Raw genomic sequence first — 20723 nt, 5'->3', positions numbered from 1 at the left:
CACACACCCTCAACACACACCCACCAGCAACCTAGCGTCCGACAATTACTGTCTAAAACACCCGCCCCCCCCCCAGACCTAACACCTCCCCCCTCCGCGGGGAGGAAGAGAGGTTAAAAAGAACCACCCCCCCCCCCCCCGCCGGCCAACTTCCCGCCGCACCCGCAAATAGCCGGGGCGGCGTCGCCGCAGACCGAGATGGCGCGCAGCGCCGCCAAGCCGCCCGAGGTGGCCAACCTCGCCACCAAGATGTTCCAGGCGCTCATGCCGTCGCGGTCCGGGGCTATGCACAAGCCCTCCGGCGCGCTGACGATCGGCCGGGCCACCGACAACGACGTCGTCATCCAGGACGTCCTGGCGTCCCGTCACCACGCCTTCCTGACCCAGACGCCGCTGGGCACCGAGATCCGCGACGCGCACAGCGTCAACGGGACCTTCGTGAACGGCGTGCGGGTCGGGTCCGCCGTGCTGACCGAGGGCGACGTGGTCACCATCGGCAACGTCGACCTGGTGTTCACCCGCGGCGAGCTGCTGCGGCGCACCGAGGCCGCGACGCGGTCCGGCGGCCTGGAGGTCAACTCGGTCTGCTACACCGTCGACCAGAACAAGCAACTGCTCGACCACATCTCGCTGACCGCCCGGCCCGGCACGCTGACGGCCATCATCGGCGGCTCGGGCGCCGGCAAGACCACGCTGTCGCGGGTGATCGTGGGTTACACCAGCCCCACCTCGGGCTCGGTGACCTTCGAGGGCCACGACATCCACGCCGAGTACGCGACGATGCGCAGCAGGATCGGGATGGTGCCGCAGGACGACGTCGTGCACCGCCAGCTGACCGTCAACCAGGCCCTGAACTACGCCGCCGAGCTGCGGCTGCCGCCCGACACCAGCAAGGCCGAGCGTGCCCAGGTCGTCGCCCAGGTCCTCGAGGAACTGGACATGACCAAGCACGCCGAGACCCGCGTCGACAAGCTGTCCGGCGGCCAACGCAAGCGCGCGTCGGTGGCCCTCGAGCTGCTCACCCAGCCGTCGCTGCTGCTCCTCGACGAACCGACCTCCGGCCTGGACCCGGCGCTGGACCGGCAGGTCATGCTGATGCTGCGCCAGCTCGCCGACGCCGGACGCACGGTGTTGGTGGTAACCCACTCGGTGTCCTACCTGGACGTCTGCGACCAGATCCTGCTGGTCGCGCCGGGCGGCAAGACCGCCTTCTGCGGCCCGCCCGATCAGGTCGAGGCGGCCATGGGCACCCGTAACTGGGCCGACATCTTCGCCAAGGTGGGCGCCGACCCCGACGAGGCCAACCGCCGCTTCAAGGAGCGCGATCAGCAGTCGTCGCGGCCGCCCACCCCGCAGAGCCCGGCCGACCTGGGCGAGCCGCCGAAGACCGACCTGTGGCGGCAGCTGTCCACGATCGCCCGCCGCCAGGTCCGCCTCGTCATATCCGACCGCGGCTACACCATCTTCCTGGCGATCCTGCCGTTCCTCATCGGGGCGTTGTCGCTGACGGTCAAGGGCCCCCATCCCGGCCTCGGGCCGGCCGACCCGCTCGGCCCCGCGCCCACGCAGCCGCAGTACATCATGGTGCTGTTGAACATCGGTGCCGTCTTCATGGGCACCGCGCTGACCATCCGCGACCTGATCGGCGAGCGCCCGATCTTCCGGCGGGAGCAGGCCGTCGGCCTGTCCACCACCGCCTACCTGCTGGCCAAGATCGCGGTGTTCTGCGTCTTCGCGACGCTGCAGGCGGCGATCGCGACCATCATCGTGCGGCTGGGCAAGGGCGCGCCGACGGCGAACCCGCCCTTCTTCGGGAACTCCACGTTTTCGCTGTTCGTCACCGTCGCCGGCACCTGTGTGGCGTCGGCGATGCTGGGCCTGTTGTTGTCGGCCGTGGCGCAGTCCAACGAACAGATCATGCCGCTGCTCGTGGTGTCGATCATGTCGCAGCTGGTGTTCTCCAGCGGCATGATCCCCGTCTATCAACGCTTCGGCCTCGAGGAGCTTGCCTGGCTGACGCCCGCGCGCTGGGGTTACGCGGCGGGCGCCTCGTCGATCGACTTTCCGTCGCTGGTCAAGGTCAAACAGATCCCGACCAACGACCCGATCTGGCAGCACTCGAAACACATCTTCGTGTTCGACATGGCGATGCTGGCGTTCCTGTCCATCGCCTACACCGGCTTCGTCCGGTGGCACATCCGCCTGAAACGCTGAGATGACCCAAGCCGGCCAGCCCGTCCTGACTGTTCGATCCGACCGATCGAAGGGCAGCTTCGCGGCCGGGCGCGACGTGGTCGTCGGCAGCGACCTGCGGGCAGACCTGCGGGTGGCGCACCCGCTGGTCGCCCGCTCGCACCTGCTGCTGCGCTTCGACCGCGGCAAATGGATTGCGCTGGACAACAATTCGCTGAACGGGATCTACCTCAACGGCCAGCGGATGCCGCTGGTCGACGTCGAAGACGGCCAGACCATCAACATCGGCAAGCCCGACGGCCCCCGGATCACCTTCGAGATCGGCCACCACACCGGCACCGTGGGCATGCTTCCGCCCACCACGGAGTCGATTCCGGTGATCACGCCGCCCATCGATCCGGCGCCCGCGCCGTCGACCGGGCCCCGACCGCAGGCCCCGCCGCGGCAACCCCCGGCTCAGCCGCCGCGCCCGCGCCCCTGGGCGGGCCCCCAGCGCACCACCGCGGTCCCGATCGTCCGGCCGGACGCCGCGACCCGATCGGTGCCGCAGTCGGGCGGGCCGCGCGACACCAGCCCGCCCACCCGGATCGGGGTGAGCGGCCAGGTGGCCGAGTTCCCCACCACGCGGGTGAAGAACCTGGGCCCGGATTCCGGGCGCCCGACCGAGCGGCCGGGGCGCGCCGCCTGGATCGGGCGGGCGCTCGACAACGACATCGTCATCCACGACGTGCTGGCGTCGCGCCATCACGCGTTCCTCACCCCGACCCCGGCGGGCCCCGAGATCCGCGACGCCCACAGCAGCAACGGCACCTTCGTCAACGGGGTCAAGGCCGCGTCCGCCGTGCTGTCCGAGGGCGACGTGGTGACCATCGGCAACGTCGACCTGGTGTTGTCCGGCGGCATCCTGGTGCGCCGCCAGGAGGCGGCGGCGCGCACCGGTGGGCTGGAAGTGCACGGCGTCGACTTCAGCGTCAACGGCAAGAACCTGCTCGAGAAGATCTCGCTCACGGCCCGCCCGGGCACGCTGACCGCCCTCATCGGCGGCTCCGGCGCGGGCAAGACCACGCTGTCGCGGCTGATCGCCGGCTACGCGACGCCGACCGCCGGAGTGGTCACGTTCGAGGGCCACAACATCCACACCGAGTACGCGTCGCTGCGCACCCGGATCGGGATGGTGCCCCAGGACGACGTGGTGCACCGCCAGCTCACGGTCAACCAGGCCCTGGGTTACGCGGCCGAGCTGCGGCTGCCGCCCGACACCAGCAAGGCCGACCGCGAACAGGTCGTCGCGCAGGTTCTCGACGAACTCGGGCTGACGCAGCACGCGGAGACCCGGGTGGACAAGCTGTCAGGCGGGCAGCGCAAGCGCGCGTCGGTGGCGCTCGAGCTGCTCACCGGGCCGTCGCTGCTGATCCTCGACGAGCCCACCTCGGGCCTGGACCCGGCGCTGGACCTGCAGGTGATGACCATGCTGCGCCAGCTCGCCGACGCCGGCCGGGTGGTGCTGGTGGTCACGCACTCCCTGACCTACCTCGACGTCTGCGACCAGGTGCTGCTGATGGCGCCGGGCGGCAAGACCGCGTTCCTCGGGCCGCCCGACCAGATCGGGGCGGCCATGGGGACCACCAACTGGGCGCAGATCTTCGCGAAGGTGGGCGCCGACCCCGACGAGGCCAACCGCCGCTTCCTGGCGCAGAACAAACCGCCGCCGCCGGCGCAGACCGAGGCGCCCGCCGACCTCGGCGTCCCGCCGCGCACCAGCCTGCGCCGCCAGTTCTCCACCATCGCCCGCCGCCAGGTCCGCCTGGTCGTCTCCGACCGCGCCTACTTCGTGTTCCTGGCGGTGCTGCCGTTCATCATGGGTGCGCTGTCGCTGACCGTCCCCGGCCACACCGGTTTCGGTTACGCCGATCCGACCAGCGAGTCGGCCGGCGAGGCCGGGACGATCCTGACCCTGCTCACCATGGCCGCGGCGTTCATGGGTACCGCGCTGACGATCCGCGACCTGATCGGCGAGCGCCCGATCTTCCGGCGGGAGCAGGCGGTCGGGCTGTCGACCACCGCCTACCTGCTGGCCAAGATCGCGGTGTTCTGCGTGTTCGCCGTCGCCCAGGCGGCGGTCGCGACCGCGATCGTGGTGGTCGGCAAGGGCCCGCCGAAGCGGCCGGCCGTCCTGCTCGGCAACGCGACCGTCGAGCTGTTCGTCGCCGTCGCGGCGACGTGCGTGGCCGCGGCGATGCTGGGCCTGTTGCTGTCGGCGCTGGCGCGCTCCAACGAGCAGATCATGCCGCTGCTGGTGGTGTCGCTGATGATGCAGATGGTGCTGTCCGGCGGCATGGTGCCGGTCACCAACCGGATCTTCCTCGATCAGCTGTCCTGGGCGGTGCCCTCGCGGTGGGGATACGCCGCGCAGGCGTCGACGGTCGATCTGTGGGCCGTGGCGCCCGGCCCGCAGAGCCCGCGGGATAGCCACTTCCAGCACACGCCGGGCACCTGGCTGTTCGACATGGGCATGCTCGCGCTGCTGTCGGTCACCTACGCCGCCGTGGTGCGCTGGCGCATCCGGCTCAAGCAGTGACTTCAGCCGTCCAGGCGCAAGCCTTGAGCCGCCGCGAAGGCCACCGCCTGGCCGACGTCGACTCGGGCGCCCGTCAGCGAGGCGGTCCGCCACAACGCGGGATCCACCGTCGCGCCGCGCAGGTCGGCGTCGTCCAACCGGGCGCCCGTCACCCGCGCGCCGGACAGGTCGGCGCCGCGTAGCACCGCCTTGCGCAGGTCGGCCTCCACCAGACTGGCCTCCCGCAGCCGGCAGCCACTCAGGTCGACGCCCCGCAGGTCGTTACCGCCCAGGACCGCCAGCGTGAAGTCGACCTCGTCGAAGGATATCGGCCGCATCCGGCACTGCACGAACACCGAGCCCAGCATGCTGCACTGCGCGAAAGTGCTGTGCCACAACGAGGTTCGCCGGAAGGTGCAATTGCGGAACGCCGACCCGCGGTGTCGGGACTCGGCCAGGTTGGCGCCGCTGAAGTCGCACCCGTCGAACACCGCGCGTTCGGTGTCCAGCCGGCTGAGGTCCTCGTCGATGAAACCGTGGCCCTCGAAGTGGCGATCGACCCACCGCTCGGTCAATTGGCCGTCAGGCTGGCCAGTGCGTATTCGCTGACGGCGATCAGCGCGTCGGTCGCCGACCGGCGATCCCGGGCGTCGACCGTGATCACCGGGATGTCCGGGGGCAGGGTGAGGGCCTCGCGCACCTCCGCGACCGGGTAGCGCGGGGCACCGTCGAACTCGTTGACCGCGACCAAAAACGGCAGGTTGCGGTGCTCGAAGAAGTCGACCGCGGCGAAGCTGTCCTCCAGCCGCCGGCAGTCCACCAGCACGATGGCCCCGATGGCGCCGCGCACCAGGTCGTCCCACATGAACCAGAACCGGCGCTGACCCGGCGTCCCGAACAGGTAGAGCACCAGGTCCTGGTCGAGCGTGATCCGGCCGAAGTCCATCGCGACGGTGGTGGTCCGCTTGTCCGGGGTGGCCTCGAGCGCGTCGACGGCGGTCGAGGCGTCGGTGAGCATCGCCTCGGTGCGCAACGGCATGATCTCCGACACCGCGCCGACGAACGTCGTCTTGCCGGCGCCGAATCCGCCGGCGATGACGATCTTCGTCGAGGCGTGGGCGGAATCGGAGTACACCTCGGAGTGCGCCTCAGAGTGCCTTAAGGCCACGCAGCGTCCTTCCTATCAGGTCGTGGCGCTCATCTCTGGTCGAACGCTCGGACAACGTCCTGTGCACCCGAAGGTAGCCGGACAAAACCAGATCGCCGACCAGGACGCGCGTGACGCCGAGCGGCAGATCCAGCCGAGCCGAGATCTCGGCGACCGACGGGCTGCCGACGCACAGTCGGATGATCTTGCCTTTCGCGTCGTCGGGTGGCCATCGGTGAGCCAACCCGGCCTGCAGCGTCTGAATCGGCGCTTCCACCGGAAGGTCGACGTCCGTGCCGGTCCGCCCGGACGTCAGGGTGTAGGGGCGGACCAGATTCCCTCGACGTGCGGTCGGCTCAGCAAGATGCCGGGGCTCGCGTTCGTCCATCGCGGCTCACGACACGCCGGACCGGCGGGTGGACTGCACCACGCCCCCGACCCGTTCGACCAGGATGGCCATCTCGTAACCGATTTGACCGATGTCACACGACGTCACGGCGAGCGTGGCCAGGTGCGAGCCGTCGCCGACCCGCATCAGCAACAGGTAGCCGTTCTGCATCTCGACGACCGATTGCAGCACCTGGCCGCCCTCGAACAGCTGCGCGGCGCCGGTCGCGAGGCTGGCCAGCCCGGAGGCGACCGCGGCCAGCTGGTCGGCGCGCTCGCGCGGGAGGTGCTCGCTGGCGGCGATCGGCAGCCCGTCCACGGAGACCAGCAGGGCGTGCGCCACGCCGGGGACCTCGCGGGCGAAGCGCGTCACCAGCCAGTCCAGGTTGGGGGTACCGCCCGCTTGCGGGGGATTCGTGGGTGCGCTCATTCCTGATCGGGCCCCTGGGTCTCGCGGGCATGCGACCGGCCGGTGCGCACGCCGCCGAAGTGGCTGCTGAACGAGGCGCGCACCGCCTCGGGGTCGCGCGCGGCGGCCGCGTGCTGCGGCTCGCGGCCGGAATGCAGGCCGCCGTTGGGTTCTGGGCCCTCGTCCTCGTCGGGGCGGCCCGTCCCGTTGGCCGCGCCGGGCACCAGCCGGGCGCCGGGCGTGCGGACCGGCAGGCCGTGCTCGGCGGTGCGCGATTCGACGGGTTTGTCCTCGGCGGCCGCGGCCAGCGTCCAGCCGCGGTCCCACACCGACTGCCAGTCCAGGTCGGGACTGTTGACGAGGTCGTGCGGATCGCCGAGCATCTCCGACAGCATCCGCCGGTAGATGACGTCGTCGTCGTCCGGGGTCGCGCTCGTCGGCGTGGCCGCGCTCTTGGGCACGGCCGGGATCGACGGGCGCGGCACGGCCGGGGCCGGCGGTGTGTCGGGGGCCGGCGGCGTGTCGGGCTGCTTGTCGGCCGGCTCATCGGCCGCCTTGTCGGCCTCCCGCGATCGCGCGGCGAAGAACGCCGACGTGTCCGAAGCGCGGGCGGTCTTGGGCTCCGGGGCGCTCGGTGCGGCCGGCGCCCCGCTTTCCCACCACGGGGTGGGCAGTTCGCGGCGCTGCCGCTGCGGTGGCGGATCGGCGGGTTCGGCGGGCACCTCGGTGATGCCGCTGGAACCGGGATTGCGGCGCGGCAGCAACGTGACCGGCGGGGCCAGGCCCCCGGCGTGGGCGTTTTGGGCCGCCGGCTCGGGCCGGCGCTGCTCCTCGGCGGCCGCGGCAGCGAGCTGCGCGGTGGGCGACGAAACCGCCCGGATCCGGGCGACTCGCGCCTGCGGGGCCGAACCCTCGAGAATCGTTGGCGGCAGGTAGATCTCCGCGGTGGTGCCGGAGCCCGCCTCGTTGGCCGCCGGGCCGCGCAGGCCCACCCGGATGCCGTGCCGGGCCGCGATCCGGCCGACCACGAACAGGCCCATGTGCCGGGCGTTGTCGGGGCTGACCTCACCGCCGGCCTGCAGCCGCATGTTGGCGATGCGCCGATCGGCGTCGTTCATGCCCAAGCCGGAGTCGGCGATCCGCACCACGACTCCGCCGTCACCGCCGCGGGCCGCCGAAACCCGCACGGGCGTCGCGGGCGGTGAGTAGCGCAGGGCGTTGTCGATCAGCTCGGCGAACAGATGGATCGCGCCGCCGGCGGCCGCGCCGATCAGCGTGCTGTTCTCGGGCAGCCCGGCGATCTCGACGCGGCGGTAGTCCTCGACCTCCGACACCGCGGCGTTGAGCACCGTCGACAGCGGCACCGGGTCGCGCTGGTCGCGGGCGAGCTGCGCGCCGGCCAGCACCAGCAGGTTGGCGCTGTTGCGGCGCAGGCGGGCGGCGAGGTGGTCCAACCGGAACAGGCTGTCCAGGCGCTCGGGGTCCTCCTCGTTGCGCTCCAGCCCGTCGATGAGTGACAGCTGCTGGTCGACCAGCGAGCGGCTGCGCCGCGACATGGTCTCGAACATGTCGTTGACCAACAGCCGCAACCGGGCCTCGTCGCCGGCGAGCAACAGGGCCTGGGTGTGCAGTTCGTCGACCGCGTGGGCGACCTGGCCGATCTCCTCGGTGGTGTACACCGGCAGCGGCTCGGGCGTCGGCTCGGCGCCCGCCTTCACCCGGGCGATCTCCTCCTCGAGGTCGGTGTGGGCCACCTTGAGGGCGCCGTCGCGCAGGACGCGCAGCGGCCGGACCAGCGCGCGCGCCACCAGCAGCACCACGATCAGCGCGATCACGATCGCGGACAGCACCAGGACGGTGTCGAGGACGGCGGCGTTGCGCCTGTCGGCGGCCTGGGCGTGCACGGATTTGGTCACCGACGCGGTGGCGTCGTTGATGATCTGGTCGGCGATGTCGTCGGTGGTCTGTATCGAGCGCAGCAGGTCGGCGTTGTCGACGAGCGCGCTGGCCGGATCGGACATGATCGCCAGCCGGGTGACCAGCTGCTGCTGCAGCGTCTTGGCCTCTTGCGAGCCGGCGCCGAGGACCTCGCTCATCCCGAACAGGGTCGACGGCTCGGTCCCGGCCAGCGTGATCATCGAGGTCCGCAATTGCGGCTCGGGCAGGTCGGCGCCCCGCGTGACGAGGATCTTCTGCATCGTCATCTGCCCGCGGGCACCGACCGCCCGGCTCAGGCCCTGGGTCTGGGCGCGGATCTTCTCGTCGTCGACACGGACCGACGCGTTGATGACGTCCTCGGCCGTCAACAGGATCGGCGCGTAGAGGGTCACCCGCTCCCGCAAACCGAGGTTGTTGTCGGCGGCCTTGTTCACCAGCATCTGACCGCCGTCGAGCAGGTTGGTCACCCCGGTCCGCACCTCGGGCGTCACATCGGTGTCGCTCAGCCGCGTGTCCAGTTCGTATTTGCGCGCCTCGAAGTTCTTCTTGGCCCCCTCCACGTCGCGCCCGGTGCTACCCGCCAGCAGGGCGACGTCCAGGGCCGACATGTACTTGGTGAGCACCGGGACCAGGTCGGCGCGGGCGGCGGCCAGCCGCAGGCCGGCGGCGTTCGCCATCGCGCCCTGGATGCGCAGCCCCCCGAACACCGTCGCCAGCACCAGCGGGACCAGCACGATCGCCAAGACCTTCCACCGGACCGGCCAGTTGCTCAGCGACCAGGTCGGCGGGCGTTTGGCCGGCGCCGCCTCGGCGGCGCGGGGCTGCGGGGACTCGGACGGGACCGCCTCGGCGGGGGTGGCCGGGCGGGCGAACATGGTCACGTCGGCCCGGCCGCGCGACCGGCCGCTGCGCTGACGCTCAGCGCTCGAGAAAACGAGAGGCTCATGAGACTTCCTGCTTTATCCACCCGTGCCACGCCAGATGGGCGCGAGCGCGTCGACGTGGCAATCCGACGAGTATGACAGCCCGCGGCCCAGGTCACCAGAATCCGTACTGAGCAGACAGGCCCCTCCAAGGTGGGTCCGCCCGCGGGCCGACGATCCTGGCAAACCCCCGGCGATCGCAAGCGCGGCGGAGCCGGGCGCGGCGGGTCGCCGCCATTTACAGCGCGTTACGCGCGGCGGAGCCGGGCGCGGCGGAGGACGGCGACGAGGAAATCCGAGTCATCGGTGAACGGGCGCAGATCCCAGGTGGACAGCAGCAGATCGGGCTCGAGCCCGGCGGCGGCCGCGTCGTCGAGGAACTCGGTGAACCGGTAGTCGCGGCCCGCGCCGAAGCCGATCACCGCCCGACCGTCGTCCTTGAGGTGGGCCCGCAGCCGGTCCAGCACCCGGCGCCGCGTGCTGGGCGCCAGGAACGTCATCACGTTGCCGGCCGACACGATCACGTCGAACGGCTCGGTGACGCCCCGGGCGGGCAGGTCGAGCTCGGCGAGGTCGCCGACGAGCCAGCGCGGCCCGGGATGGTCCTGCTCGGCCGCTTCGATCAGCGCCGGGTCGACGTCGACGCCGACGACGTGGTGACCGGCGGCGGCCAGGTAGCCGCCCAGCCGGCCGGGACCGCAGCCGGCGTCGAGGATGTGGGCGCCGCGGGGCGCCATCGCGTCCACGAAGCGCGCCTCGCCGGCCAGGTCGTCACCGGCGCGGGCCATGGCGCGGAACCGCTCGATGTACCAGTGCGAATGTCCGGGATCGGCAGCGACTTTCCGCATCCAGAGGCTCTGCTCGACCATGCGACCATTATCGCGTTGTGTTCAAGCTGATGTTTTTCTCCCCGCGCATCGCCCCCAACACGGGCAACGCCATCCGCACGGCGGCGGCGACCGGATGCGAACTGCACCTGGTCGAGCCGATGGGCTTCGACCTGTCCGAACCCAAGCTGCGGCGGGCCGGTCTGGACTATCACGACCTGGCGTCGGTCACCGTGCACCCGTCGCTGCCGGCCGCGTGGGAGGCGCTCTCGCCGGAACGGGTGATCGCGTTCACCTCGCACGCGCCCACCTCGTTCGCCGACGTCCGATATCGGCCGGGCGACGTGCTGTTGTTCGGGCCCGAACCGACCGGGCTGGACGCGGCGACGCTGGCCGACGAGCACATCACGCAGCAGGTGCGCATCCCGATGCTGGCGGGCCGGCGCTCGCTGAACCTGTCCAACGCCGCGGCCGTCGCGGTTTACGAGGCCTGGCGGCAGCACGGTTATTCCGGCGCCGTGTAGCGATTAGTTCCGCACCAGGCGGGAGTCAGACTGATATGCCCACCTTCATCACGATCGGTTACGGCGATGAAGCCGGATACCACCAGTTGAGCGACGACCGCAAACAGGCCGCGCACGCCCGCGACGACGAACTCAACGCGTCCGGTGCGCTCATCGGCCGAGCCGGAGACCCGGTCCAGGTGCGCAATCCGGACGGCGCGGGGGTGCGGATCGACCCGGGCCCCTTCCTCCGATCGACGATGCCGATCGCGGGGTTCGCGATCATCGACGCCGAGGACATCGACGCGGCGATCGAGCGGGTGAGCCAGACGCCGTGCGCGGTCGCACACGGTGTCGTCGAGGTTTGGCCCCTGCAGACCTGATTACCAGGTGTTCCAGTGGGTGAGCTGCTCGGCCGGCAGCCGCTTGGCCGGGCGGAAGTCGGTGCCCTTGGTGTAGGCGATCGGGAACAGCCCGCCCTGGCTGTACTCGTCATACGGGATGCCCACCACGTCGGCGACCTGCTTTTCACCGCCGGCGAGCAGGTGCAGCGTCGTCCAGCACGACCCCAGCCCGCGGGAGCGCAGCGCCAGGCAGAAGCTCCACACCGCCGGGAACAGCGACGCCCAGAACGACACCCCGCCCAGCGGCTGCTTCTCCTCCCGGCCAAAGATGCAGGGAATCAACAACACCGGCGCCTCGTGCATGTGCTCGGCGAGGTAGGTCGCGGAGTCGCGCACCTTGTCCATCCGCTCCCCGCGGGTGTCCCCCTCGGCGTATTGGGCAGCGGGTGAGCTCAGGTAGGCCCGGGCGTTTTTCAGGTAGACGTCGCCGATCGCCTTCTTCTTGTCCCCGTCCTCGACGAACACCCACTGCCAGCCCTGCGAATTGGATCCGGTGGGCGCCTGCAGCGCCAGGTCGAGGCATTCCATCAGCACGTCGCGTCCGACCGGCTTGTCGAAGTCCAGGCGTTTGCGGACCGAGCGGGTGGTGGTGAGGACTTCGTCGAAGGACAGGTTGAGGGTCATGTTGGGAGACTACCGTTGCGCTATGAGCCTCGAACTGACACAAGAAGTTTCCGAGCGGCTGACATCGGACTATTACGGCTGGCTGACCACGGTGGCGAAGTCCGGGCTGCCGGTGCCGCGGCTGATCTGGTTCCACTTCGACGGCGCCGGCCTGACGGTCTATTCCATGCCGCAGGCGGCCAAGGTCGCCCACATCAAGGCGCACCCCGAGGTGAGCCTGAACCTGGATTCCGACGGCAACGGCGGCGGAATCGTCGTCGTCGGCGGCAGCGCGGCGGTGGACGCCACGGACGTGGACTGTCGTGACGACGGCCCGTACTGGGCCAAGTACGAGGACCTTGCCGCGAAATTCGGCCTTACCGAGGCGATGGCGACGTACAGCACCCGGCTGAGGATCACGCCGACGAAGGTGTGGACGACGCCGACCGCGTAGCATGACCCATCGCCGAACGTGTTCTGACGGCGAGAATTTGGCCGATTTTTCGCCACCAGAGCACACTCGGCGCAATGGCCGGGACACCACCCGCTGGATCAGGCTGGGGGCGGCGCCAGCTGGTCGGGAGGAATCGCCCCGCCGCAGCCACCGGGCGGAGGCGGCCCCGGCAGGGGTTCGTCGCCGCCGACGCAGTCGTAATAAAACTGCGGGCCGACTATCCAGGTTTTCATCCACTGGTGCCAAAACGACCCGTCGGGATACTTCTCGCCGTCGCACACGGCCAAATTGCCGTAACCCCATCGACCGCCCGGGCAGAAGCCCTTCGTCATGTCCGGCTGGTGCGGGTCCGGCGGGTCGGCGCTGGCGACCGCGGGCGAAAGAACAAGCGCCGCAGCACAACCCAGTATCGCCGTGCCGTGACGAACGGGCCTGAAGTTCATTTCGACTCCCTTGACACTCGATCAATACAGCCGATTCCAAGCGATCTGTTCGAATAGCGTACGACGCGGCACATTTTGCTATGTGCGTTTTTGCGCAAACTCCGAACCGGCTCAGCGGAAATCCCGTGACTTCGAGCCGACCGCCAGCGTTATGCGGCCCAGCCGCTCGGCGACGACGGTGACTGCGCCGCTGGCGTTTTGGACCTGGCCGCGCACCAGCATCGCCGGCGCGGAGTTGGCCAGCTTGCGGTGCCGCGCCCAGACCGCCGGCGTGCACAGCACGTTGACCATCCCCGTCTCGTCCTCGAGGTTGAGAAAGGTCACGCCCTGGGCAGTACCCGGCCGCTGCCGGTGAGTCACCGCGCCGGCGATCAGCACGCGGTCGCCGTCGGGCACGCTGAGCAGCTTCTCGGCGGGAATCACGCCCATCGCGTCGAGGTCTTCGCGCAGGAACTGCGTCGGGTAGCTGTCCGGGGAGACGCCGGTGGCCCACACGTCGGCGGCGGCCAGCTCCAGCTCGCTCATCCCCGGCAACGCCGGGATGTGCGACGACGATCCCACCCCCGGTAACCGGTCCGGCCGCTGCGTGGCGGCCGCCCCGGCCGCACAAAGCCCCTCCCGCCGGGACATCCCGAAGCAGCCCAGCGCCCCGGCCGTGGCCAGCGCCTCGGTCTGCGGCACCGACAGCTGCAGCCGGGTGGTCAGGTCCAGCAGAGAGGCGAACGGGCCGTTGGCTTTTCGTTCCTCGACCAGCCGCTCGGCGAGGGCGTCCCCGATGTGGCGCACCGCGCCCAGCCCGAGCCGGACCTCGGTGCCCGCGTTCTCGAGGGTCGCGTGGGCCAGGCTGGCGTTGACGTCCGGGCCGTGCACCGTCACGCCGTGCCGGCGCGCATCGGCCACCAGCGACTGCGGTGAATAGAAACCCATCGGCTGCGCGCGCAGCAGCGCCGCGCAGAACGCCGCGGGGTGGTGCAGCTTGAACCACGACGAGTAGAACACCAGCGACGCGAAGGACAGCGCGTGACTTTCCGGGAAGCCGAAATTGGCGAACGCCTCCAGCTTTTCGTAGGTCCGGTCGATCACCTCGTCGGGGGCGCCGTGCAGTTCGCGCATGCCGTCATAGAACCGGCCGCGCAGCCGGCGCATGCGCTCGGTCGAGCGCTTGGAGCCCATCGCGCGGCGCAGCTGGTCGGCCTCGGCGGCGGAGAAGCCGGCGCAGTCGACCGCGAGCTGCATCAGCTGTTCCTGAAACAGCGGCACCCCCAGCGTCTTTCGCAGCGCCGGCTCCATGGACGGGTGGTCGTAGACGACCGGGTCCAGACCGTTGCGCCGCCGGATGTAGGGGTGCACCGACCCGCCCTGAATGGGCCCGGGGCGGATCAGCGCGACCTCCACCACCAGGTCGTAGAAGATCCGCGGCCGCAGCCTGGGCAACGTGGCCATCTGGGCCCGCGACTCCACCTGGAACACGCCGACGGAATCGGCGCGGCACAGCATCTCGTACACCGCCGGCTCGGAGAGGTCGAGCCGGGCCAGGTCCACCTCGATCCCCTTGTGCTCGGCCACCAGGTCGATGGCGTAGTGCAGCGCCGAGAGCATGCCCAGCCCGAGCAGGTCGAACTTCACCAAACCGATTGCCGCGCAGTCGTCCTTGTCCCACTGCAACACGCTGCGGTTCTCCATGCGCGCCCACTCCACCGGGCACACATCGGCGATCGGGCGGTCGCAGATCACCATGCCGCCGGAGTGAATGCCCATGTGCCGCGGCAGGTTGCGGATCTGGTTGGCCAGGTCGACGACCTGTTCGGGTATGCCCTCGACGTCGGGCGAATCGGCGAGCCCGTTCCAGTGGCTGATCTGTTTGCTCCACGCGTCCTGCTGCCCCTGGGAGAAGCCCAGCGCGCGGGCCATGTCACGCACCGCGATCCGGCCCCGGTAGGTGATGACGTTGGCGACCTGGGCGGCGTAGTCGCGGCCGTATTTGTCGTAGACGTACTGGATGACCTTCTCGCGCTGGTCCGATTCGATGTCCATGTCGATGTCGGGCGGCCCGTCGCGGGCCGGCGACAGGAAGCGCTCGAACAGCAGCTCGTTGGCCACCGGGTCCACCGCGGTGACGCCCAGGGCGTAGCAGACCGCGGAATTGGCCGCCGATCCCCTGCCCTGGCACAGGATGTTGTTCTCTCGGCAGAACCGGGCGATGTCGTGTACCACCAAGAAGTAGCCCGGAAAGCTCAGGTGCTCAATGACTTTCAGCTCGTGCTCGATCTGGGCGTACGCGCGCGGCGCGGCATCGGCCGGCCCGTAGCGGTCGCGCGCGCCCGCCATGGTCAGCTGCCGCAGCCAGCTGTCCTCGGTGTGCCCGGCGGGCACGTCGAAGGGTGGCAGCTGCGGGGCGATCAGCGCCAGCCCGAACGCGCATTGCTCGCCGAGCTCGGCGGCGGCGGTCACCGCATCGGGCCCCCCAAAAGGCACCTGCCCGAACAACCGGGCCATCTCCTCGCCCGATCGCAGGTGCGAACCGCCCAGCGGGGCCAGCCATCCGGCGGCGGCATCCAGGGACTGCCGTGCCCGAATGGCGCCCATGGCCATGGCCAACCGGCGCCGCGGCGGCCCGGCGAAATGCGCGCCGGTGGTGGCGACGACACCGACGCCGAAACGCGGCGCCAACCCGGCCAGCGCCGCGTTGCGTTCGTCGTCGAGCGGGTGACCGTGCTGGGTCAGCTCGACGCTGACCCGGTGAGCGCCGAACCGGTCCACCAGGTCGGCCAGCGCCCGCTCCGCCGCGTCCGGGCCACCCTCGTAAAGCGCTTGGCGCACATGACCTTTGCGGCACCCGGTCAGGATGTGCCAGTGTCCGCCCGCAGCCTCGGTCAGCGTGTCGAAGTCGTAGCGCGGCTTGCCCTTCTCCCCGCCGGCCAGGTGCGCCGCGGCCAGCTGCCGCGACAGCCGCCGGTAACCTTCCGGGCCGCGGGCCAGCACCAGCAGGTGCGGGCCGGGCGGATCCGGCGTCTCGGTGCGGGCCCCGGGACCCAAGGACAGTTCGGCGCCGAACACGGTGCGCAGCTCGAGCTCGGCAGCCGCCTCGGCAAACCGCACCGCCCCGTACAGGCCGTCGTGGTCGGTCAGCGCCAGCGCCCGCAGGCCCAGCCGGGAAGCCTCCTCCACCATCTCCTCCGGGGTGCTGGCACCGTCGAGGAAGCTGAACGCCGAGTGTGCGTGCAGCTCGGCATACGGGACCGACGAGCGGGCCGGCCGGGCGTCGTCGGGCGGCCGGTATGTCCCGCGCCTGCGCGACAACGGGGCGTCCTCCGGGGGCTCCGCCGGCGCGCCGGCGTGGCGCGGCTTGCCGTCGAGCACCCGCTCCATTTCCGCCCAGCTCGGCGGACCATTAAACCAACCCATACCGGCCCACGACCGCAGTCTATCGAATATGTGTTCGAATTACCTCCGGTGCAGGACAACCGTTGTTAAACCGATCTTCAACTCCTAAACACGGTCTTAACGCTGCGGGCCTACCGCGCGCACAGGGATCGGCAGACACTGTATTAGGGCAGAAAATGACGGCGGGGTGGAGCATGGCGCAGGTGAGGGCACTGGATGCGGCATTCCTGAAAACTCACGACCCCGACCAGCACACCGGACTGGCGATCGGCGCGGTCGCCATCGTCGAGGGCGGCGCACCCGACCGCCGGCGCCTCGAAGCCCTTCTGGCGGAACGCATTCGATCGATACCGCGCTGCACGCAATTGCTGCGGGCGCACCCGACGCACGCCGGCTGGGTCGACTGCCCGGAATTCGACCTCACCCAGCATGTCCGCCGGATGGTGATCGCCCGCCCCGGTGACGACATCGAGCTGTCCCGGGGCATCGCCCACGCCCTCGAGCGACCCCTGAGCCCGGACCGCCCACCGTGGGAGTGCTGGGTGATCGAGGGACTCAAGGGCAACCGGTGGGCCATCTTGATGAAGACCCATCCCAGCCTGCTGGACGGCAACTCGCCCGCGCACCTGCTCACCAGGCTTTGCGACGATGCCGACGACACCGCTTTCGCCAATATCCCTGCGGCCAAACCGGTTTCGACGCCCCCGGCGCGCCGACCCGGCTGGGCCGATGCATTGTGGCGGGCGTCCTGGACCGCGACCGGCGCCGTCGTCGGCGCGGTCTGGCCCGCGCTGCAGGCACCCGACCGCACCGCCACACCGCGGCGTTATGCCACGGTGCGGGTCCCGATCGCCGACGTCGACCGCGTCTGCCGCAGGTTCGGGGTCACCGTCAACGACGTCGCGCTGGCCGCCGCCACCGAGGGCTTCCGGACGGTGCTGCTCGGCCGCGGCGAGGAGCCGCGGGCGGACTCGCTGCCCGCCCTGGCGCCGACGCCGGTCCGGTCACCGTACCTGCCGGTCGAGCACGACGACCCGGTCCAGCGCTTGCGGACCGTACAGACCCGATGGAGCGAGAAGGCTACGGGCGCAGCGCAATCCGGCATCGTTGAGTCGGCGCTCAATTCCCTGCCGACGGTCGTGCGGGACGGCGTCATCGCGCTGCTATCGCGGATCCCGCAGCGCGCCATCGTCGCGCTGACCACCAACGTGCCCGGGCCCCGGCACCGGCTGCGCCTGATGGGAAAGACGATGGAGCGCCTGCTGCCCATCCCCCCGACCGCCGTCCAGTTGAGCACTGGAGTCGCCGTGCTGAGCTACGGCGACGAACTGGTATTCGGCATCACCGCCGAACCCGGGGCCGCGTTCGACGTCAAGCAACTGGCCGCCGGCATCGAACTGGGCATGGCGCGGCTCGTGGCGCTCAGTCAGGATTCGGTGTTGTTCTTCGGCGATCGGCGCCGCAAGCCGGCGCGGCGCGCGTCGCACGGCCGCACGCCGGGCGCCCGCCCGCCCGCGCCGGGCCAAGCGCGGCACTGACCCACTCCCCGGCCGGCCGACCACCGTGAGAAGGTGGGGTCGTGCCACAGTCGGGATCGGTCGTCATCGACCCGCGCCGCCATGACGCGGTGCTGTTTCACGAGCCGGAGCCGGCCCTGCAGGGCAAGCTGCGTGAGGTCGGGGTGGGCACCGCCGTCTACGGCGACGACCCGCTGCAGGCGTCCCGCCGGCTGCAGGTCCGGCCCGGTCGGTGCGCGGTCGTCACCGCCGACGAAGCGGGTGTCGCGGCCGCGCGCGCCGGCGGATTCGCACTTGTCATCGGCGTCGACGCGGGGCGTGGCGACGCCCTGCGAGACGCCGGCGCCGACGCGGTGGTCGCCGACCCGGACGAGGTCGCCGTGCGCACCGGGGACCGCCGGATGTCGCAGCTGCCCGACGCGCTCACGGCCCTCGACGACCTGGCCGCGCGGCGGCCCGCGGTGTTCTTCGACTTCGACGGCACGCTGTCCGACATCGTCAACGACCCGGACGCGGCCGTCCCGGTCGACGGCGCCACCGACGCGCTGCGGCAGCTGGCGGCCAGCTGCCCGGTGGCGGTGCTCTCGGGCCGCGACCTGGCCGATGTAACGAAACGTGTTGGCGTTCCCGGGATCTGGTATGCCGGCAGCCACGGGTTCGAATTGACCGCGCCCGACGGCACGCACCACCAGAATGACGGAGCCGCCGCGGCCATCCCGGTGCTTCAGACCGCGGCCGGCGAGCTGCGCGAGCGGCTCGGCTCCATCCCGGGGGTGGTGGTGGAGCACAAGCGCTTTGGGGTCGCCGTGCATTACCGCAACGCCGGGCGCGACCGCGTCGGCGAGGTGGCGGCCGCGGTGCGCGCGGCGGGCCGCCGCGACGGCCTGCGGGTGACCACCGGCCGTGAGGTCATCGAGCTGCGCCCGGACCTGGACTGGGACAAGGGCAAAACGCTGCGCTGGGTGCTCGATCACCTGACCGGGGCGGAGTCCGGCCCGCGGACGCCGGTCTATCTCGGCGACGACATCACCGACGAGGACGCGTTCGACGCAGTCCGCGACGGTGGCGTGCCAATCCTGGTGCGGCACAGCGACGACGGCGACCGCGCCACCGCGGCGCAGTTCGCGCTCGACAGCCCCGCGCAGGCCAGCGAGTTCACCGCCCGCCTGGCGCGCCGGCTGTCGTCCTAGTTCTGGACGTATTCCACGGCGCCGTCGTCGAGCACCACCCGCGTGCCGGCGCCCTCGGCGCCCGAGGCCTCGGTGCGGAACACCGCCTTGCCCGGCTCGGTGCGCCAGATCAGCGTCGTCAGCGTCTCGCCGGGAAAAACCGGCGAGGTGAACCGCGACGCGATCGAGGTGACGTTGGCCGCGATCCCGCCGCCGAGCTCGGCGACCAGCGCGCGGCCCGCCACCCCGTAACTGCACAGCCCGTGCAGGATCGGCTTGGGGAACCCGGCCAGTTCGCGAGCGAACCACGGGTCGCTGTGCAGCGGGTTGCGGTCACCGGAGAGCCGGTAGATCAGTGCCTGGTCCTCCCGGGTGGGCAGCGCGACCCGGGCGTCGGGCTCGCGGTCGGGAATCTCGGGGGCCACCGGGCGCTGGCCCGGCACGCCGCCGAACCCGCCCTCGCCGCGGATCACCAGGGTGGTGAGCGTCTCGGCGATCAGCTTCTCCGAATCCGGATCGGTGCCCCGGCCGCGCAACACCAGGATCGCGTTCTTGCCCTCGCCCTTGTCCTGGATGTCGGCCACCTCGGTCACCACCGACAGCTTCCCCGCGGGAGGCAGCGGCGCGTGCAGCCGGATTTCCTGCGAGCCGTGTAACAGCATGGCCCAGTTGAACGTTCCGACCTTGCCGGCCGCCCCGAAGGCCGGGCAGCAGATCACCGCGTAGGTGGGCAGCACCTGCTGCTCGATGCCGTGACTGTTCTCGGTGGTGAACGACAGGTCCTCGAGGCCGGCGCCGACGCCGAGCGCGTAGAGCAAGGTGTCCCTGTCGGTCCACTCGAACAGCATCGGTTCGGTCACCGCGCCGACGGCACTCGGGTCAATCGCCATCTGAGTCTCCTTCGCGAGTATTTTCTCCACTTAACCATCGCAAACCCTTCCCACCGACGCCGTCGGCAGGGCAGGCTATCGGCATGCCGAAGCGCAGCTTGGTCCGGAATGTCTCGAAGGCAGTCGCGGCGCTCACCGCGGTAGTAATCGTCGGTGCCTGCGGCGGATCGCCGCAGGCGCGCAGCATCACGGTGACCTTCATCCGGCACGCCCAGTCGGAATCCAACGCCAGCGGGATCATCGATACCTCGGTGCCGGGCCCCGGCCTGACCCCCGAGGGCCAGGGGCAGGCGCAACAGGTCGCCCACCAGGCGGGCCACAAGGACTACGACGGCATCTACGCCTCCACCATGGTCCGGACGCAGCAGACCGCCGCGCCGCTGGCGGCGGAGCTGGGTAAGCAAGTCCAGGTGTTGCAGGGCATCCAGGAGATCAACGCGGGCTGGTTCGAGGGCAAACCCATTGCCGAGGAGAACGCGACATACCTGCTGGCGCCGGCGGACTGGCTCAGGGGCGATGTGCAGAACAGCATCCCCGGGTCGGTCAGCGGCAAGGAGTTCAACGAACAGTTCACCTCGGCCATCAACAAGGTCTACAACAGCGGCCAGCACAACCCGGTGGTGTTCTCGCACAAGTTCGCCATCGAGTACTGGACGCTGATGAACGCGAAGAACGCCAAGGACTCGCTGCTGACCAGCCACCCGTTGCCCAACACCGGGCGCGTCGTGATCACCGGCAACCCGATGAACGGCTGGACCCTGGTCGACTGGGACGGCATTCGCGACTTCCACAGCTGAGCAGCGCGTTCGTTTGCCCTTGCGATCACCACTGGGTTGATGGTGGCGACCCGCCGCGCCCGGCTCACGCCGCCCTTGCGATCACCACTGGGTTGATGGTGGCGACCCGCCGCGCCCGGCTCACGCCGCGCTTGCGATCACCACTGGGTTGACGCGGCTGCCGCCAGCCACCACGATG

The 20723-nt window shown here is 70.6% G+C and carries 18 protein-coding genes; 8 read left to right on the top strand and 10 right to left on the bottom strand.

The features are described from left to right. The first annotated feature begins 198 nt into the window (after nt 1-198). Both BRW65_RS27890 and BRW65_RS27885 read left to right on the top strand, forming a co-directional pair. Nucleotides 199-2214: an ATP-binding cassette domain-containing protein gene (locus BRW65_RS27890; RefSeq protein WP_073880250.1), complete on the top strand. Its 2016-nt coding sequence runs from the start codon at nt 199-201 to the stop codon at nt 2212-2214. A gap of 1 nt (nt 2215) precedes the next feature. Beyond that, the gene (locus BRW65_RS27885; RefSeq protein ID WP_073880248.1) at nt 2216-4771 is read left to right on the top strand and encodes an ATP-binding cassette domain-containing protein; all 2556 of its coding nucleotides are present in this window, start codon (nt 2216-2218) and stop codon (nt 4769-4771) included. Between the two features lie 2 nt (nt 4772-4773). Here BRW65_RS27885 and BRW65_RS27880 read toward each other — a convergent pair whose 3' ends face one another. The 6 genes from BRW65_RS27880 to BRW65_RS27855 form a co-directional block, all read right to left on the bottom strand. Beyond that, nucleotides 4774-5325 carry a pentapeptide repeat-containing protein gene (locus tag BRW65_RS27880; protein ID WP_073880246.1) on the bottom strand — a complete coding sequence of 184 codons (552 nt, stop codon included), beginning with the start codon at nt 5323-5325 and terminating at the stop codon, nt 4774-4776. Beyond that, entirely contained in the window at nt 5322-5918 is a 597-nt protein-coding gene (locus BRW65_RS27875) for a GTP-binding protein (RefSeq protein WP_073880244.1), read from the bottom strand. The genes BRW65_RS27880 and BRW65_RS27875 overlap by 4 nt, the downstream gene beginning before the upstream one ends. Beyond that, nucleotides 5899-6285 (bottom strand): DUF742 domain-containing protein, encoded by a 387-nt coding sequence (locus tag BRW65_RS27870; RefSeq protein ID WP_073880242.1) that lies wholly within the window; start codon nt 6283-6285, stop codon nt 5899-5901. Before BRW65_RS27870 ends, BRW65_RS27875 begins: the two co-directional genes overlap by 20 nt. 6 nt (nt 6286-6291) lie before the next feature. Then, complete coding sequence (locus tag BRW65_RS27865; RefSeq protein ID WP_073880240.1) at nt 6292-6714, bottom strand: roadblock/LC7 domain-containing protein; 423 nt, start codon at nt 6712-6714, stop codon at nt 6292-6294. Next, nucleotides 6711-9506: an ATP-binding protein gene (locus tag BRW65_RS27860; RefSeq protein WP_073880260.1), complete on the bottom strand. Its 2796-nt coding sequence runs from the start codon at nt 9504-9506 to the stop codon at nt 6711-6713. The genes BRW65_RS27865 and BRW65_RS27860 overlap by 4 nt, the downstream gene beginning before the upstream one ends. 296 nt (nt 9507-9802) lie before the next feature. Continuing rightward, a complete protein-coding gene (locus BRW65_RS27855; protein WP_073880238.1) occupies nt 9803-10423 on the bottom strand; it encodes a class I SAM-dependent methyltransferase in 621 nt (206 codons plus the stop codon). A gap of 17 nt (nt 10424-10440) precedes the next feature. On the opposite strand from BRW65_RS27855, the gene BRW65_RS27850 reads away from it, so the two are divergent. After that, nucleotides 10441-10905 (top strand): tRNA (cytidine(34)-2'-O)-methyltransferase, encoded by a 465-nt coding sequence (locus BRW65_RS27850; protein ID WP_073880236.1) that lies wholly within the window; start codon nt 10441-10443, stop codon nt 10903-10905. A gap of 35 nt (nt 10906-10940) precedes the next feature. Further along, nucleotides 10941-11267, top strand: coding sequence for a YciI family protein (locus tag BRW65_RS27845; protein ID WP_073880234.1), 327 nt, complete (start codon nt 10941-10943; stop codon nt 11265-11267). Here the strand turns inward: BRW65_RS27845 and BRW65_RS27840 are convergent, their stop codons facing one another. Next, nucleotides 11268-11912: a nitroreductase family protein gene (locus tag BRW65_RS27840; RefSeq protein WP_073880232.1), complete on the bottom strand. Its 645-nt coding sequence runs from the start codon at nt 11910-11912 to the stop codon at nt 11268-11270. Between the two features lie 22 nt (nt 11913-11934). Between BRW65_RS27840 and BRW65_RS27835 the strand changes: the two genes are divergently transcribed. Beyond that, complete coding sequence (locus tag BRW65_RS27835) at nt 11935-12345, top strand: TIGR03667 family PPOX class F420-dependent oxidoreductase (RefSeq protein ID WP_073880230.1); 411 nt, start codon at nt 11935-11937, stop codon at nt 12343-12345. A gap of 98 nt (nt 12346-12443) precedes the next feature. Here BRW65_RS27835 and BRW65_RS27830 read toward each other — a convergent pair whose 3' ends face one another. Then, nucleotides 12444-12788, bottom strand: coding sequence for a hypothetical protein (locus BRW65_RS27830; protein ID WP_073880228.1), 345 nt, complete (start codon nt 12786-12788; stop codon nt 12444-12446). Nucleotides 12789-12899: 111 nt separating this feature from the next. Further along, the gene (locus tag BRW65_RS27825; RefSeq protein WP_073880226.1) at nt 12900-16193 is read right to left on the bottom strand and encodes an error-prone DNA polymerase; all 3294 of its coding nucleotides are present in this window, start codon (nt 16191-16193) and stop codon (nt 12900-12902) included. Between the two features lie 173 nt (nt 16194-16366). Between BRW65_RS27825 and BRW65_RS27820 the strand changes: the two genes are divergently transcribed. Together BRW65_RS27820 and otsB are read left to right on the top strand one after the other, a co-directional pair. Next, nucleotides 16367-17710 (top strand): wax ester/triacylglycerol synthase domain-containing protein, encoded by a 1344-nt coding sequence (locus BRW65_RS27820; protein ID WP_073880258.1) that lies wholly within the window; start codon nt 16367-16369, stop codon nt 17708-17710. A 41-nt stretch (nt 17711-17751) separates the two neighbouring features. Beyond that, entirely contained in the window at nt 17752-18879 is a 1128-nt protein-coding gene (otsB, locus tag BRW65_RS27815) for a trehalose-phosphatase (protein ID WP_073880224.1), read from the top strand. On the opposite strand, the gene BRW65_RS27810 is transcribed toward otsB, so the two are convergent. Further along, nucleotides 18876-19748 carry a MaoC family dehydratase gene (locus tag BRW65_RS27810; protein ID WP_073880256.1) on the bottom strand — a complete coding sequence of 291 codons (873 nt, stop codon included), beginning with the start codon at nt 19746-19748 and terminating at the stop codon, nt 18876-18878. The two genes, otsB and BRW65_RS27810, sit on opposite strands and share 4 nt — an antisense overlap. Before the next feature lie 83 nt (nt 19749-19831). Here BRW65_RS27810 and BRW65_RS27805 point away from each other — a divergent pair, with 83 nt between their 5' ends. Continuing rightward, the gene (locus BRW65_RS27805; RefSeq protein ID WP_073880222.1) at nt 19832-20545 is read left to right on the top strand and encodes a histidine phosphatase family protein; all 714 of its coding nucleotides are present in this window, start codon (nt 19832-19834) and stop codon (nt 20543-20545) included. The last annotated feature ends 178 nt before the right edge of the window (nt 20546-20723 follow it).

Origin of the sequence: Mycobacterium paraffinicum, from assembly GCF_001907675.1 — a bacterium.
Lineage (GTDB): Bacteria > Actinomycetota > Actinomycetes > Mycobacteriales > Mycobacteriaceae > Mycobacterium > Mycobacterium paraffinicum_A.
This window is presented reverse-complemented; position numbering and strand designations above follow the sequence as displayed.

Coding starts and splice junctions, on each gene's coding strand:
- BRW65_RS27890 (WP_073880250.1), top strand. CDS start 199: ATGGCGCGCAGCGCCGCCAAGCCGCCCGAGGTGGCCAACCTCGCCACC.
- BRW65_RS27885 (WP_073880248.1), top strand. CDS start 2,216: ATGACCCAAGCCGGCCAGCCCGTCCTGACTGTTCGATCCGACCGATCG.
- BRW65_RS27870 (WP_073880242.1), bottom strand. CDS start 6,285: ATGGACGAACGCGAGCCCCGGCATCTTGCTGAGCCGACCGCACGTCGA.
- BRW65_RS27865 (WP_073880240.1), bottom strand. CDS start 6,714: ATGAGCGCACCCACGAATCCCCCGCAAGCGGGCGGTACCCCCAACCTG.
- BRW65_RS27860 (WP_073880260.1), bottom strand. CDS start 9,506: ATGTTCGCCCGCCCGGCCACCCCCGCCGAGGCGGTCCCGTCCGAGTCC.
- BRW65_RS27855 (WP_073880238.1), bottom strand. CDS start 10,423: ATGGTCGAGCAGAGCCTCTGGATGCGGAAAGTCGCTGCCGATCCCGGA.
- BRW65_RS27845 (WP_073880234.1), top strand. CDS start 10,941: ATGCCCACCTTCATCACGATCGGTTACGGCGATGAAGCCGGATACCAC.
- BRW65_RS27840 (WP_073880232.1), bottom strand. CDS start 11,912: ATGACCCTCAACCTGTCCTTCGACGAAGTCCTCACCACCACCCGCTCG.
- BRW65_RS27835 (WP_073880230.1), top strand. CDS start 11,935: ATGAGCCTCGAACTGACACAAGAAGTTTCCGAGCGGCTGACATCGGAC.
- BRW65_RS27830 (WP_073880228.1), bottom strand. CDS start 12,788: ATGAACTTCAGGCCCGTTCGTCACGGCACGGCGATACTGGGTTGTGCT.
- BRW65_RS27825 (WP_073880226.1), bottom strand. CDS start 16,193: ATGGGTTGGTTTAATGGTCCGCCGAGCTGGGCGGAAATGGAGCGGGTG.
- BRW65_RS27820 (WP_073880258.1), top strand. CDS start 16,367: ATGGCGCAGGTGAGGGCACTGGATGCGGCATTCCTGAAAACTCACGAC.
- BRW65_RS27810 (WP_073880256.1), bottom strand. CDS start 19,748: ATGGCGATTGACCCGAGTGCCGTCGGCGCGGTGACCGAACCGATGCTG.
- BRW65_RS27805 (WP_073880222.1), top strand. CDS start 19,832: ATGCCGAAGCGCAGCTTGGTCCGGAATGTCTCGAAGGCAGTCGCGGCG.